Source organism: Salinicola sp. RZ23 (genome assembly GCF_003206675.1).
GTDB lineage: Bacteria > Pseudomonadota > Gammaproteobacteria > Pseudomonadales > Halomonadaceae > Salinicola > Salinicola endophyticus.
Genome location: NZ_PZJK01000006.1, coordinates 230,795 through 245,632 on the forward strand (window position 1 = coordinate 230,795; position 14,838 = coordinate 245,632).

A 14,838-nucleotide genomic window follows, 5' to 3' on the forward strand; every position below is an offset into this window, starting at 1 on the left:
TACGCTTGCGAGGATAACGCATGAGCTTGAACGTTCTGGTGATCGGTGCCGGCATGGGCGGGCTGACGGCCGCGCTGGCGCTCAAGCACCGCGGACACCAGGTGGCCGTGGTCGACCGGGTCGCCGAGCTGCGCCCGGTGGGCGCCGCCATCTCGGTGTGGTCCAACGGGGTCAAGATCCTCAAGGCACTCGGCGTAGGCGAGGCGCTGGAACACGTCAGCGGTGATATGCAGCGCATGAGCTACTACACCCGCGACGGCGCACGACTCACCGACTTCAGCCTCGCCCCGCTGTATGCCGAGGTCGGCCAGCGCGCCTGCCCGGTGGCCCGCGCCGCGCTGCAGCAGCTGCTGCTCGATGCGGTGGGCGCGGAGGCCGTCACCCTGGGCACCGCCTGCACCGACTATCGCCAGGATGCTTCCGGCATCACCGCGCACTTCGACGACGGCAGCGAGCGCCACGCCGATCTGCTGGTAATCGCCGACGGCACCCATTCGCGACTGCGCGAACAGGCGCTGGGCCGGCCGGTGCCGCGGCGCTACTGCGGCTACGTCAACTGGAACGTGCGCGTGCCCGCCAGCGAGGATCTGGCGCCACTGCATGACTGGGTCCAGTACGTCGGCGACCACCAGCGGGTCTCGCTGATGCCGATGAGCGGCGATCCGGCGCACCCGGAGTTCTACTGCTTCTTCGATGTCCCGCTAGCCGCCGGCAGCGACAACGACCCCGCCCGCTACCGTGAGGAGCTGGCGCACCACTTCGCCGGCTGGGCGTCACCGGTGCAGCGGCTGATCGCTCGCTTCGACCCCGCCGCCATGGCGCGGGTGGAGATTCACGACATCGCCCCGCTGGAGACGCTGGTCGCCCCCAGGGTGGCGATACTCGGCGATGCCGCCCACGGCATGGCACCGGATCTGGGTCAGGGCGGCTGCCAGGCGATGGAGGACGCCTGGGTGCTGGCCGAGTCGCTCGAGGCCAGCGGCCACGCCATCGCCGAGGCGCTTGCGCACTACGACGCCGCCAGGGTGGCGCGGGTGGGCGAGATCGTCAGCCGCGCGCGCAAGCGGGCCGAGACGACCCATGGCGCCGACCCCGCCGCCACCCGGGCGTGGTACTCAGAACTCGCCGCCGAGGACGGTCGCCATATCATGGGCGGGATGAGCAAGACGATCCTCGGCGGGCCACTCGGCTAAGCCCGCAGCGGCATCGCCCAGACCCGCTGGCGGCGACCACCGGCGGATGTAGGCGTCTATCGTGGGTCGTGGCTCTCGATCGGGCGCGAAGCGCCAACGGCCGCTCAGGCCTCGCGGGATAGCAGGTCGAGCGCCGCGATTCGCGTCTGCTGACGCTGGCGCTGGCTCTCCTCGAGCCCTTCGAAGTCGAACAGCTCGCGATCGGCCAGCTGCGAGGGGGCAACGTTGGTCACCGCCTTGAACATCGTCTCCAGGCGCCCAGGGTGCTTGGCCTCCCACTCCGCCAGCATCTCCTTGACCACCTGGCGCTGCAGATTGGGCTGCGAGCCGCACAGATTGCAGGGGATGATGGGGAAGGCCATCTGCCGCGCATACTCGGCGATATCCGCCTCACGGCAGTAGGCCAGCGGGCGAATGACGATGTTCTTGCCGTCGTCGGAGAGCAGCTTGGGGGGCATCGACTTGAGCGTGCCGCCGTAGAACATGTTGAGGAACAGCGTCTCGAGCATGTCCTCGCGGTGATGGCCAAGGGCGATCTTGGTCGCGCCGATCTCCTCGGCAAAGCCGTAGAGCGAGCCCCGGCGCAGACGCGAGCAGAGCGCGCAGGTGGTCTTGCCCTCCGGGGTCTTCTCCTTCACCACCGAGTAGGTGTCGCGCTCGAGGATATGGTAGGCGACATTCTTGGTGGCGAGATAGTCGGGCAGCACGTGCTCGGGGAAGCCCGGCTGCTTCTGGTCGAGATTGACCGCCACCAGCTCGAACGCCACCGGGGCGTTGCGCTGCAGGTTGAGCAGGATATCCAGCATGGTGTAGGAGTCCTTGCCGCCGGACAGGCACACCATCACCTTGTCGCCTTCGTGGATCATGCCGTAGTCGATGATCGCATTGCCGACCTGGCGGCGCAGGCGCTTCTGCAGCTTGTTGAATTCGCGTCTGGCCTTGGCAGACGCATCGGCCTCGGCAGTCTCTGCCTGCCGGCTATCGAGGGGATCGCTGGCTCGTTGCATGCTTCGCTCTTTCGCGCCGCTGCCCGCAACACGGCAAGGGTCGCCGGTCGCCGCTGGACGCGGGTGTCATTCGTGGGGTCGTGGGGCGCCTATGCTAACACCGCCCCGGGCGGCGGCGAAGCGCTGGCGTATCGATCACCGAAGACCAGCGCGAGTGACGGCAGCGGCGCTCAGATCACGTGCATCACGCCCAGATAGCGCACCGTCACCCCCACGAACAGCACCGCGATACCCGCGCGCTGCAGCTTGAACTCGGTCGGCGTGAGCACCATTCGCCGCTGCCAGAACAGCAGCACGCCGCGCAGATCGCGGGTGCGCCGCACGTAGCGCAGGTAGCTCACCCCCACGACCAGCAGCCCGAATAGCAACAGGCCATTCTCCATCCAGTTCATCGTTGCCTCCTCGTGTTGTTGGCGTACTCGTTGTCGGTATCGTCACTGTTGGCATCGTCGACCAACGACACCGCCCCGGTGCGCCGGGGCGGTGTGCGGTCAGACTTCGGTTCAGTGGTCGACCGCGGCGCCGGCACCGCGCGGCACGCGGATCTCCTCGACGATCTGCTGGATTTCCGCCGGCGGCGGCGCGGTGAAGCGGCACACCACCAGCGACACCACGAAGTTGAAGATCATGCCCAGGGTGCCGATCCCTTCCGGCGAGATGCCGAACCACCAGTGCTCGGGGCTGTTCATTTCCGGCGCCACGAACTTGAAGTAGACGATGTAGCTGAAGGTGAAGATCAGCCCCACCAGCATCCCGGCGATCGCCCCCTCCTTGTTCATGCGCTTGTAGAAGATGCCCATCAGGATCACCGGGAAGAAGCTCGACGCCGCCAGCCCGAAGGCGAACGCCACCACCTGGGCCACGAATCCCGGCGGGTTGATGCCGAAATAGCCGGCGATCACGATCGCCACCGCCGCGGCGAGGCGCGCGGCCAGCAGCTCACCCTTCTCGGAGATGTCCGGCTTGAGCTGCTTCTTGAGCAGGTCGTGGGAGATCGCCGACGAGATCACCAGCAGCAGCCCGGCCGCGGTCGACAGCGCCGCCGCCACGCCCCCGGCAGCGACCAAGGCCACCACCCAGGCGGGCAGATTGCCGATCTCGGGGTTGGCCAGCACGATGATGTCGCGGTCGATATAGACCTCACCGGGATTGTCGGTGGGGGCGTTGCTCAACAGCCGCTCGCCGTGGATGCCACGCTCGCCGGTATAGACCGGGGCCCCCTGGAACGGATCGCCGGCGGACATCTGCACCTCGCCGTCAGCGTTCTTGTCGTTCCACGCGATCAGCCCCGAGTTCTCCCAATTGTGGAACCACTGCGGCAGCGACTCGTAGGCGGTGTTGTCGACCGTCTCGATCAGGTTGACCCGGGCGAAGGCGCCCACCGCCGGCGCGCTGGTGTAGAGGATGGCGATGAAGAACAGGGCCCAGCCGGCACTGACCCGCGCATCGCGCACCCGCGGTACGGTGAAGAAGCGCACGATCACGTGGGGCAGCCCGGCGGTGCCGCACATCAGCGCCGCGGTGATGAAGAAGACATCGATGGTCGACTTGGTACCCGAGGTGTAGGCGCTGAAGCCGAGTTCGGTCACCAGCTGGTCGAGCCGGGTCAGCAGATAGACCCCGGTGTCGTTACCGGCGGCGTCGAGCAGCGTGGCGCCGAAGCCGGTCTGCGGCAGGATATGCCCGGTCATCATCACCGAGAGGAAGATCGCCGGCACGGTGAAGGCGAAGATCAGCACGCAGTACTGCGCGACCTGGGTGTAGGTGATGCCCTTCATGCCGCCGAGCACGGCGTAGAAGAACACGATCACCATGCCGATCGCCACGCCGATGTCGACGTCGACCTCGAGGAAGCGGGCAAAGACGATCCCGGTACCGCGCATCTGCCCTGCCACGTAGGTGAAGGAGACGAAGATGACGCAGATCACCGCCACCGTGCGCGCCACGTTGGAGTAGTAACGGTCACCGATGAAGTCCGGCACCGTGAACTTGCCGAACTTGCGCAGATAAGGCGCGAGCAGCATCGCCAGCAGCACGTAGCCGCCGGTCCAGCCCATCAGGTAGACCGAGGCGTCATAGCCCGAGTAGGCGATGATCCCCGCCATCGAGATGAACGACGCCGCCGACATCCAGTCGGCCGCGGTGGCCGCACCGTTGGCGATCGGCGAGACGCCGCCGCCGGCGACGTAGAACTCCTTGGTGGAGCCGACCCGCGAGGCGATCGCGATGCCGATGTAGAGGACGAAAGAGCCCCCCACGAAGAGATAGGTCAGTAATTGAATATCCATCAGGCCTGTCCTGTGTGTTGGTTCTTGTTGGTTGCGATAGATGTCCAGTTACTGCTCTTCGACGTCGAACTCCCGGTCGAGCCGGTTCATCTTCCAGGCGTAGACCACGATCAGCACCAGGAAGGCGTAGATCGCGCCCTGCTGGGCGAACCAGAAGCCGAGCTTGAAGCCAAAGACGTGAATCGTATTGAGCGGCTCGACCAGCAGCACGCCGAAGCCATAGGAGACGATGAACCAGATCACCAACAGCGTGGCGATCAAGCGTATGTTGGCCTTCCAGTAGTCCTGTCGGCTCTTTCCCTTCATGAGACTCCCCCTCTCGCTGCTCGAAAGCTCCCCCCGCCCACTGGGCGCACACGGGTGCGTCCTGCCCGATTTGCGTGCCGATCGCCGGGCGCGCTGCTGAGCGCTCGAAAATCAACGGCTTGTCGGGTTCGGCGACACGAGTGCAGCCTATGTCAGAGGGGGCTTGCGGGGGCAGGCTGACTTTAGTCGATGGGTGACGGGCGGCTCGACGCATTAACGTTTTCTTTATTAATAACAGTCATGTAGAGAATTCGTTCAGACATTGAACCTTGGTCTATCAGGCCAAAGCATGAGCGTCCGAGGCGCGGGCATCGCCCGCGTCTGTCACACTAGACGCCCTGCACGGCGCCAGGGCGCTGGCGAGGCGCGCCGCGGCAGGCGATCATAGCGGGGGGCGACCCAAAGGGAATCACACGGGCGCGGAGGCGCCCGGCGCAAGCGGGGAAACACATGTTCGAAGGCGGCTTACTGATCGTCGTGGCACTGCTCTACGTGGCCACGCTGTTCGCCATTGCCTGGCGCGGCGATCGCCACGCCAGGCGCCACGGGCCGGCCAGCCGGCGGCCGATCGTCTACAGCCTGGCGCTGGCGGTCTACTGCACCTCCTGGACCTTCTACGGTAGCGTCGGCCAGGCCGCCACCTCGGGCTGGTCGTTCGCCAGCGTGTTCATCGGCCCGGTGCTCACCTTCCTGCTGTTCTGGCCGGTGATCACCAAGATGATCCGTGTGGCCAAACGCCAGAACGTCACCTCGATCGCCGACTTCATCGCCTCGCGCTACGGCAAGTCGCAGTCGCTGGCCGCCTTCGCCAGTCTGATCGCGCTGGTCGGCACGCTGCCCTACATCGCACTGCAGCTCAAGGCGGTCTCCACCGCCTTCCGCGTGATGACCAGCGACGGCCACTCGGTCAAGGCGCCGATCGTCGACGACACCGCCTTCTATATCGCCATCGTGATGGCCGTCTTCGCGATCCTGTTCGGCACCCGCGATACCAACGCCACCGAGCACCACGAGGGGCTGATCCAGGCGATCGCCTTCGAGTCGGTGGTCAAGCTGGTGGTGTTTCTGGTGCTCGGGGCCTATGTCACCTGGGGCATGTTCGACGGCCTCGGCGACCTGCTCGGCCGCGCCGACACCTATCTGCAGCTGCAGCAGCAGCTCACCGAGCAGAACTTCGACACCAGCTTCTGGACCCAGACCCTGCTGGCGATGCTGGCGGTGTTCTGTCTGCCACGCCAGTTCCATATCACCGTGGTGGAGAACACCAACACCGACGACGCCAAGCGCGCGCGCTGGTTGTTCCCGCTCTACCTGGTGCTGATCGGGCTTTTCGTGCTGCCATTGGCGGCGGCCGGCCTGTCGCTGTTCCCCGGTGAGAATATCGCCCCCGACAGCTACGTGCTGGCGCTGCCGATCGTCGCCGACCAACCTTGGCTGGCCATGCTCACCTTCGTCGGCGGGCTCTCGGCGGCCACCGGCATGGTGATCATGGCGGCGGTGGCCAATGCGATCATGATCTCCAACGAGATCGTGCTGCCGGCACTCTTCCGCCTGCGCTGGTTCGAGGAGAAATCACGCGACTACGGGCGCCTGGTGCTGCTGGCGCGGCGTATCACCATCGTCGCCATTCTGGCGCTGGCCTACCTGTTCTACCAGCTGGTGGCGGAGTACAGCTCACTGGCCGCCACCGGCCTGCTCTCGCTCTCCGCCGCCGCCCAGTTCGCGCCGGCGCTGCTCGGCGGGCTCTACTGGAAGCGCGGTAACCGCCTCGGCGTGGTCACCGGGCTCAACGTGGGCTTTGCGATCTGGGCCTACACCCTGCTGATGCCGGCACTGATCCGCGCCGGCCTGCTGCCGGAGGCGTGGCTGGCCGGCGGCCCGCTGGGTCTGGCGTGGCTGTCGCCGCTGCACCTGTTCGGGCTCAACGTCACCGACAGCTTCGCCCACGGGGTGATGCTGTCGCTCGGCTTCAACCTGTTCTTCTATATCTTCATCTCCCAGCTGACGCCGCAGCGGGTGGTCGAGCGCATTCAGGCATCGCTGTTCGTCGACAGCATCGAGACCCGCCAGACCACGGTCAACCGCCCTTGGACCGGGGCCACCACGGTGGGCGATCTCAAGGTGCTGTGCGAGCGCTTCCTGGGCCAGTCCCAGGTCGAGCGCGCCTTCGATGACTACGGCCGGCGCAACGCCAAGCCGCTGGAGAACAACGCCCGCGCCTCGATCGATGTGATTCAGTTCACCGAGCGCCTGCTGGCGTCGGTGCTCGGCGCCTCGTCGGCGCGCATCGTGGTCAACTCGGCGCTGCAGGGCCGCGGCATCGGAATCTCGGACGTGATCTCGATCGTCGACGAAGCGTCGCAGGTGCTGGAGTTCAACCGCGCCCTGCTGCAGGCGACCATCGAGAACATCAACCAGGGCATCGGCGTGGTCGACCAGAACCTCAATCTGGTGGTGTGGAACCAGCGCTACCTGGAGATCTTCCGCTTCCCCGACAACCTGATCCGCGTCGGCACACCGATGGAGAAGGTGTTCCGCTACAACGCCCACAACGGCGAGTACGGCCCCGGCGACCCGGAGGAGCACGTCGAGCAGCTGATCGAGAACATCAGAAGCGGCCAGCCCCACCGCTACGAGCGCTACCGTCCCGACGGCAGCGTGCTCGAGGTGCTCGGCAATCCCATGCCGGGCGGCGGCTTCGTCTACACCTACCAGGACATCACCCAACAGAAGCGCACCGAAGAGGCGCTGATCCGCTCCGAGAGCAATATCCGTATCTACACCGACAACGTGCCGGCGCTGATCGCCTACTTCGACACGGATTGCCGCTATCTCTTCACCAACCGCGCCTACGAGGCGGCGATGGGCATCGACCGCAACGCGGTGATCGGCGAGCGCGTGCAGAACGTCATGCCAGCGGCCGCGGCGCGCCAGCGCGGCCCCTGGATGCGCCGCGCGCTGGACGGCGAACGGGTCAACTTCGAGATCTCGCTGGATGACGGCGACGGTGGCGTGCGCTACATGCTGGTGACCTACACGCCCCACTTCGGCGAAGGCGGGCGGATACTCGGCTTCTTCGCGCTCTACCAGGACATCACCGAGCGCCGTCTGGCCGAGATCGCCCTGCGCGAGACCAACGAGAATCTCGAGGAGCGCGTGCGCGAGCGCACCCAGGCGCTGTCCAAGGCCAACGCCGCCCTGCGTCAGGAGAACCGGGTGCGCGCCGAGGCGGAGCAGGCCCTGCGTCAGGCCAAGCAGACCGCCGAGGATGCCAACGCCTCCAAGACCCGCTTCCTCGCCGCCGCCAGCCACGATCTACTGCAGCCGCTCAACGCCGCACGGCTGTTCACCTCGGCACTGGGCCAGCAGGTGGCGGACGGCGACCACCGCCGCACCATCGGGCATATCGACAACTCGCTGCAAGCCGCCGAGGAGCTGCTGGGCACCCTGCTCGACATCTCCAAGCTCGATGCCGGGGCGCTGACACCGCGCCGCAGCCAGTTTCCGCTGGCCGACATCCTGCGCCCGCTGCGCGCCGAGTTCGAGGTGATGGCCGACGACCGCGGCCTCGACCTGGACATGGTCACCACCGGCCTGTGGGTCGACAGTGATGCCCAGATGCTGCGACGCATCATCCAGAACTTCCTCTCCAACGCCCTGCGCTACACCCAGCAGGGGCGCGTGCTGCTGGGCTGCCGCCGGCGCCATGACCGGGTGGTGATCGAGGTATGGGATACCGGGCCCGGTATTCCCGACTCCAAGCTCAGCGAGATCTTCCAGGAGTTCCGGCGCCTCGATCAGGCCTCACGCCACAAGGAGAGCGAGCGCGGGCTGGGGCTCGGCCTCTCCATCGCCGAGCGCATGAGCCGGGTGCTCGATCATCCGATCCAGGTCCGCTCCAAGGTCGCCGCCGGCACCGTGTTCTCGGTCTCGGTGCCACTGGTGGCCGGGCGTCGGGGTAGCCCCAAGGTGGAAGAGAGCACGCCGCGCCGCAGCGGCAACAAGCTGATCGGCACACGCATACTGTGTATCGACAACGAGCGCCTGATCCTCGAAGGCATGAAGGCGATGCTCGAGGGCTGGGAGTGCGAAGTGTTCACCGCCACCTCCATCGGCGGCGCCAAGTCGGCGATCCGCAACATGGGCGGGGACCCCGACGCCATCCTGGCCGACTACCACCTCGACAACGAGGTGACCGGGCTGATGGCACTGGAGGCGCTGGAGGAGCTGTGCGAACAGAGCGTGCCGGGGATCGTGATCACCGCCGACCGCACCGAAGAGGTCGCCGACGAGATAAAGCGCGGCGGCTACCAGCTACTGCTCAAGCCGGTACGCCCGGCCGCCCTGCGCGCCCTGCTCACGCGGACGCTGCAGGCCTCGCGGGCGACACGTGCCACGGGTGACGAGAGCCCCTGAGCCAACGGCACGCTGAAACGAAGACGCGCCGCAGATGGCGGCGCGTCGGCATAGCTCGAAAGAATCAGCTCCAAAGAATCAGCGCGAAAGGATCAGATCGACAGAATCAGCGCGAAAGGTTGGCGGTTGAGATACCCGTCTCGCCACCGGGGGTGCAAGACGGGTTCTCGGGCCTGAGCTCGGGATTAGAAACGGTAGGTCGCCTGCACCCCGAACAGGTTGAGCGAGTTGTCGTACTCGGCCTGGTAGGAGGTGCCGTTGGCTTTCTGCTGGTCGACGTCGGCACGATGTTCCCAGATGTAGCTGTAGGCGGCATCGATGGTCAGGTCGGGAATGGGTGTCCAGCCGGCACCGATCGAGACCAGGTTACGGTCCGCCGTGGGCACGCGCGGGGTGCGATGGGCATCCTTGACCGGTGACTGGTCATAGGCGATACCACCGCGCAGGGTCCAGGCCGGATTGACCTTGTAGGAGAGACCGGCGGCGTACTGCCAGGTGTCGCGATAGTCCTGCTGCTCGTTGATATCCAGCCCCTGGCTGTTGTCGACCACCAGCTGATCGAAGCGACTCCAGCGGATATAGGTCGCCCCGGCCATCACCGTCCAGCGGTCGTCGATCTGGTGGGTGACCGAGAAGTCGATGGTCTCGGGCAGGGTGATGTCGAGTGAGGCATCGCCGGAGCTGTTGAGGAAGACCGCGCCCCCCGGGCCGACCCCGCCGAAGACGTTGGAGGCATCGACATCGCCGGTGAGGTGGTAGTCGACCTTGGAGCGGTAAGTCAGGCCCAGGGTGGTGGACTCCACCGGGCGGTAGATCAGACCGATGTTATAGCCCCAGGCATCGTCGTTACCCTTGACGTTGACGGTGCCGTCACTGGAGGCGGCTGGGTTGAGCGGGTTGGGGGTCTTGCTCTCCAGCTCGCCCTTGATGTGGTTGTAGGTCACCCCGAAGCCGATGGCGAACTTGTCGTTGAAGCGATACGACAGCGTGGGCTGGGCGGTGATGACCTCCAGGTCACTGTAGTTGCCGAAGTAGCGTCCCTTGAAGTCGTCGCCGTAGTCGGTGACCAGGCCGAACGGCGCATAGACGCCGAGACCGAAGCTCCAGCGGTCGTTGATCGGTTGTACGTAATAACCGAATGGCACCGCCTTGTGCGGAATCATGTCGCCGTCGGTGCTGCCCTGGGTGCCGACCACGCCTGCAAGTGTCGGCTGGGTGCCGCTGTCATTGCTGATGTCCGAGCTGGCATCGATGTAGTGGGTACCCGCGGTGACCTGAGCGCGGTCGAGGAACGACATGCCCGCCGGGTTGCCGAAGACGATGGAGCCGTCCTGAACGTTGGAGGAGCGTCCGGCCCAGGAGGTGCCCTGGCCGCTGACACTCTGTTCCTGAAGCTGAAAGGCGCCGGCCATGGCCTGACTGGAGGCGGCGGCACTCACCAGCGCGATGGCCAGCGACAAACGGTTATAGCGAAAAGACATGGCTTGTTCCCCTCTCCCAGTGGTCGCCCTTGCGCTTGCGCGTCTGGCGATCATCGCCGAAGGCGCGGTTTTCGCACTCCCTCAGCACTATTTTTCCCATCCCTTTGTCACTCAGCGCCGCATCAGCGTCAATGCGCAAACGGTCGTTTTAATCGCATTTTTGACTTCTCTTTAGTCGTAATACGAATCGCTATGTCGCTTTCGCCCTCCTTGGCCCCTGGCGGCGCCCTCCCCGCCTTGCCGGCACCGATCAGGAGTGATAGAGGCTCGCCTTGACCCATGTGTAAGACCTAGGTTTTACACTGCTGTCGAAAAGCGAGCGAGGAGCCCACGATGAAAGTCACCGAACTGGCGCGAAGCGCCGGGGTCACCGCCGAGACCGTGCGTCACTACACCCGCCAGGGCCTGCTGACGCCGCAGCGTGATCCGGACAACGGCTATCAGCTCTACGACCAGCGCGACCTGGGCCGGCTGCGATTCATCCAGCGCGCGCGCACCCTGGGTTTCAGCCTCAAGGAGATCGCCGAGATTCTCGACCAGGCCGACCAGGGCGATTCGCCATGCCCGCTGGTGCGCGATCTGCTCGCCGCGCGGCTGCCGCGTATCCATGCCCAGATCCGCGAGCTGCAGGCGCTGGCCGAGCGCATGGAGCACGCCCTCGAGGATTGGTCGCAGATGCCCGACGGTGCCCCCGACGGGCACAGCATCTGTCGCCTGATCGAACACACGTCCGACGGCGCCCACGACTGCCAGGCCGCGCCGGGGAGGTCCGTTTGAACCGCTATCGTTATCGCGTCGATGCCATGCACTGCCAGGGCTGCGTCAAGCGGCTGCGCGCGGCAGTCGGCGCCGTCGACGGTGACGCCACCCTCGACGCCGACCCGGCGCAGCGCGAGCTGACCGTCACCACCCAACTCGACGAAGCACACCTGCGCCAACTGCTCGACAGCGCCGGCTATCCGGCCTCACCGCTCGACGAGACCCGCGAAGCAGCGAGCGATACGGCGCTCACCCTGCAGGTGCCGGCGATGCACTGCCAGGGCTGCGTCAAGCGCATGCGCGCGGCGATCCAGCAGGCGGATGCCGCCGCCGAAGTCAGCGGAGAACCCGACCAGCAGCGGCTGCGCGTGGTCTCTGCCCTGCCCGCCGAGCGCGTCGCAGCGCTGCTGACGGAGGCCGGCTATGCGCCGGCGCCCTCCACCGCGCCGGCCCAGGGCCAAGCGACAGCGCAAGATGAGAAAGCGGCAGCGCAAGATGAGAAAGCGGCAGCGCAAGATGAGAAAGCGGCAGCGCAAGACGCAACCGCGGTGACCGCGCAGCCCGATACGGCGACCGGCACTCAGACTGCCCAGCCCGCCCCGCAACGGCTGGCGATCGGTGGCATGACCTGCGCCGGCTGCGTCAACGCGGTACAGAAGGCGCTCGCCGCCACCCCTGGGGTGACCCGCGCCCAGGTCAACTTCGCCAGTGAGACCGCGCAGGTCGGCGGCAGCGCCGATCTCGAAGCGCTGATCACTGCGGTGCGCGGCGCCGGCTACACGGCGACGCCGATCGCCGATCTGCGCCAGGCCAGCGCCCAGCGCCAGCGCGACAACCGCCGCCAGTGGCGCCGCCATCTGCGCGAGGCGTGTGTCAGCCTCGCCCTGGGGATACCGATGATGCTGGCGATGTTCGTCCACCAGCCCCGCCTCGAGGGCACCGAGCGCTGGGTCTGGATGGCCCTGGGGCTAGCCACGCTGGGCGTGCTCGCCAGCGCCGGGCGGCGCTTCTTCGAGGGTGCCTGGAAGGCCTTTCGCCACCACCAGGCCAACATGGATACGTTGATCGCCCTCGGCACCGCCGCAGCCTGGCTCTACTCGATGACGGTGGTGCTGTTTCCCGGTCTGATCCCGCCGGCCTCGCGCCATCTCTATTTCGAGGCCTCGCTGATGATCGTGGGTCTGATCGGCATCGGCCAGGCGCTGGAGCTGCGTGCCAAGGGGCGCAGCAGCCAGGCGCTGTCGCGGCTGCTCGATCTGCAGAGCCGCACCGCGCGGGTGATTCGTCAGGGTCAGGAGAGAGAAGTCGCGATCGAGCGTGTGCAGGTGGGCGAGCGCATCCGGGTGCGTCCCGGCGAGCGCCTGCCGGTGGATGGCGAGGTCGAGAGCGGCGAGAGCCATATCGACGAATCGATGCTGACCGGCGAGCCCGACGCGGTACGCAAGGGCCCCGGCGACAGCGTTAGCGCGGGGACGGTCAACGGCCGCGGCAGCCTGGTCTATCGCGCCACCCAGGTGGGTGACGACACCCGCCTCGGACGTATCGTCGATCAGGTCGCCCAGGCGCAGGAGTCGCGCCCACCGATCGGTGCCCTGGCCGACCGTGTCGCCGGCATCTTCGTGCCCAGCGTGATGATCATCGCGGTGCTCACCGCACTCGCCTGGCTCAACCTCGGGCCAGCGCCGCAGCTGGTGCACATGCTGGTGGCCGCGACCACGGTACTGATCATCGCCTGCCCCTGTGCGCTGGGACTGGCGACCCCGATCTCGACCATGCTCGGCATCAGCAAGGCCGCCGAGCACGGCGTGTTGATCCGCGACGGCGAGGCGCTGCAGACCGCCAGCCGCCTGAGCACGCTGGTGGTCGACAAGACCGGAACCCTCACCGAAGGGCGCCCGCGGGTGACCGGCAGCCACTACTGGCAGACGGAGGCGCGCGCCCAGGCGGCCGTGGTCGCGCTCGAGCGCGGTTCGGAGCATCCACTGGCGAGCGCCCTGCTGGCGCATCTGGGCGACGCGCGCGAGACGCCGGCGGTCAGCGCCTTCGAAAGCCTCGCCGGGCGCGGCCTGGTCGCCAACCTGGCGGGCAGCGGTCAGGCACTGCTCGGCAACGCCGCGCTGATGCACGACCACGCCATTGATATTCAGGCTGCGGCTGAGACCGCCGAGAGCTGGCAGCAGCAGGCTGCGAGCGTGGTCTATCTCGCCCTGGACGGCCAGCTGGCGGCGCTCTTCGCAGTCCGCGACGCCCTGCGCGAAGATAGCCGCGCCGCGGTGACACGGCTGCGCCAGGCGGGGCTTAAGGTGGTGATGCTGAGCGGCGACAATACCGCCGCCGCCACCGCCATCGCCCGCGAAGCGGGGATCGACGAAGTCCACGCCGAGCTGCTGCCGGGGGGCAAGCAGGCGGCGGTGGCGGCGCTGCAGCAGCGTGGCGAACGTGTGGGTATGGTCGGCGACGGCATCAACGACGCCCCGGCGCTGGCCCAGGCAGATGTCGGCTTCGCCATCGGCCAGGGCACCGACGTCGCCATCGAGAGTGCCGGCATCACGCTGATGCGCGACTCGCTGCACGGAGTGGCCGATGCCATCGCCATCAGCCGCGCCACGCTCACCAACATCAAGCAGAATCTGTGGGGGGCGTTCGGCTACAACACCCTCGGCATCCCCATTGCCGCCGGCGTGCTCTATCCGCTCACCGGAATGCTGCTGTCGCCGATGCTCGCGGCGCTGGCGATGTCGGCCTCCTCGGTCACGGTGGTCGCCAACGCCAGCCGCCTGCGCCGCTTCACCCCGGGCGGTGGCACGCCCTCCGATCAGGAGCGACACTGATGCTGATACTGCTCAATACGCTGGGCCTGGCGCTCATCGTCTTTATCGTGTGGTGGTTCTGGCTCAAGGGCTGAGCGCCAGCGCCCCGTCGACCCACAGGAGACCCCATGTCCTCCGCATCCGACACCTCCAGCAACGGCGCACCGCCGCTCGACGGGATCGTCGAGAGCGTGCTCTACACCGCCGACAAGGCCCGCGCCCGGGCGTTTTTCGAGCGCGTCCTGGGCCTGGAGCCGCATCTCGCCGACGAGCGCTTTCTCGCCTACCCGGTGGGCGCCAGCATGCTGCTGGTGTTCCAGCGCGGCGAGACCGACACCACGGTGACGCTGCCCGACGGCATGGGCACGATTCCTCCCCACGACGGCGCCGGCCGCCAGCACGTGGCGCTGGCGATCGGCGCCGAGCAGTTGCCCGCCTGGGAGGCGCACCTCGACGCCGAGGGCGTGATCATCGAGGGGCGCACCCGCTGGCCCCCGGGCAGCGAAAGTCTCTACTTCCGCGATCCGGACGGGCATCTGATCGAGCTGGTGACACCGGGGCTATGGCCCTGCTACTGA

General features: G+C 66.9%; 10 protein-coding genes. 5 read left to right on the plus strand and 5 right to left on the minus strand.

The genetic code is table 11. The features are described from left to right. Nucleotides 1–20: 20 nt before the first annotated feature. Nucleotides 21–1,193: an FAD-dependent urate hydroxylase HpxO gene (gene hpxO / locus DOM67_RS05915; RefSeq protein ID WP_110674725.1), complete on the plus strand. Its 1,173-nt coding sequence runs from the start codon at nt 21–23 to the stop codon at nt 1,191–1,193. Nucleotides 1,194–1,297: 104 nt separating this feature from the next. On the opposite strand, the gene ttcA is transcribed toward hpxO, so the two are convergent. From ttcA to DOM67_RS05935, 4 genes are all read right to left on the minus strand, one after another. Continuing rightward, nucleotides 1,298–2,200 (minus strand): tRNA 2-thiocytidine(32) synthetase TtcA, encoded by a 903-nt coding sequence (gene ttcA, locus DOM67_RS05920; RefSeq protein ID WP_110674726.1) that lies wholly within the window; start codon nt 2,198–2,200, stop codon nt 1,298–1,300. Nucleotides 2,201–2,370: 170 nt separating this feature from the next. After that, nucleotides 2,371–2,592, minus strand: coding sequence for a hypothetical protein (locus DOM67_RS05925; RefSeq protein ID WP_232825152.1), 222 nt, complete (start codon nt 2,590–2,592; stop codon nt 2,371–2,373). 111 nt (nt 2,593–2,703) lie between these two features. Then, the gene (locus DOM67_RS05930) at nt 2,704–4,488 is read right to left on the minus strand and encodes a sodium:solute symporter family protein (protein WP_110674727.1); all 1,785 of its coding nucleotides are present in this window, start codon (nt 4,486–4,488) and stop codon (nt 2,704–2,706) included. 48 nt (nt 4,489–4,536) lie between these two features. After that, nucleotides 4,537–4,794 carry a DUF4212 domain-containing protein gene (locus tag DOM67_RS05935; RefSeq protein WP_110674728.1) on the minus strand — a complete coding sequence of 86 codons (258 nt, stop codon included), beginning with the start codon at nt 4,792–4,794 and terminating at the stop codon, nt 4,537–4,539. A 450-nt stretch (nt 4,795–5,244) separates the two neighbouring features. On the opposite strand from DOM67_RS05935, the gene DOM67_RS05940 reads away from it, so the two are divergent. Further along, nucleotides 5,245–9,210, plus strand: a complete 3,966-nt coding sequence (locus DOM67_RS05940; RefSeq protein WP_110674729.1) for a NahK/ErcS family hybrid sensor histidine kinase/response regulator — start codon at nt 5,245–5,247, stop codon at nt 9,208–9,210. 185 nt (nt 9,211–9,395) lie between these two features. Here DOM67_RS05940 and DOM67_RS05945 read toward each other — a convergent pair whose 3' ends face one another. Continuing rightward, nucleotides 9,396–10,691 (minus strand): outer membrane protein transport protein, encoded by a 1,296-nt coding sequence (locus DOM67_RS05945; protein WP_110674730.1) that lies wholly within the window; start codon nt 10,689–10,691, stop codon nt 9,396–9,398. A gap of 333 nt (nt 10,692–11,024) precedes the next feature. Here DOM67_RS05945 and DOM67_RS05950 point away from each other — a divergent pair, with 333 nt between their 5' ends. The 3 genes from DOM67_RS05950 to DOM67_RS05960 all read left to right on the plus strand — a co-directional run bounded on the left by DOM67_RS05950 (nt 11,025) and on the right by DOM67_RS05960 (nt 14,838). Then, nucleotides 11,025–11,468 carry a MerR family transcriptional regulator gene (locus DOM67_RS05950; protein WP_110674731.1) on the plus strand — a complete coding sequence of 148 codons (444 nt, stop codon included), beginning with the start codon at nt 11,025–11,027 and terminating at the stop codon, nt 11,466–11,468. Next, entirely contained in the window at nt 11,465–14,281 is a 2,817-nt protein-coding gene (locus DOM67_RS05955) for a heavy metal translocating P-type ATPase (RefSeq protein WP_280951046.1), read from the plus strand. Before DOM67_RS05950 ends, DOM67_RS05955 begins: the two co-directional genes overlap by 4 nt. Nucleotides 14,282–14,388: 107 nt before the next feature. After that, entirely contained in the window at nt 14,389–14,838 is a 450-nt protein-coding gene (locus DOM67_RS05960; protein ID WP_110674732.1) for a VOC family protein, read from the plus strand.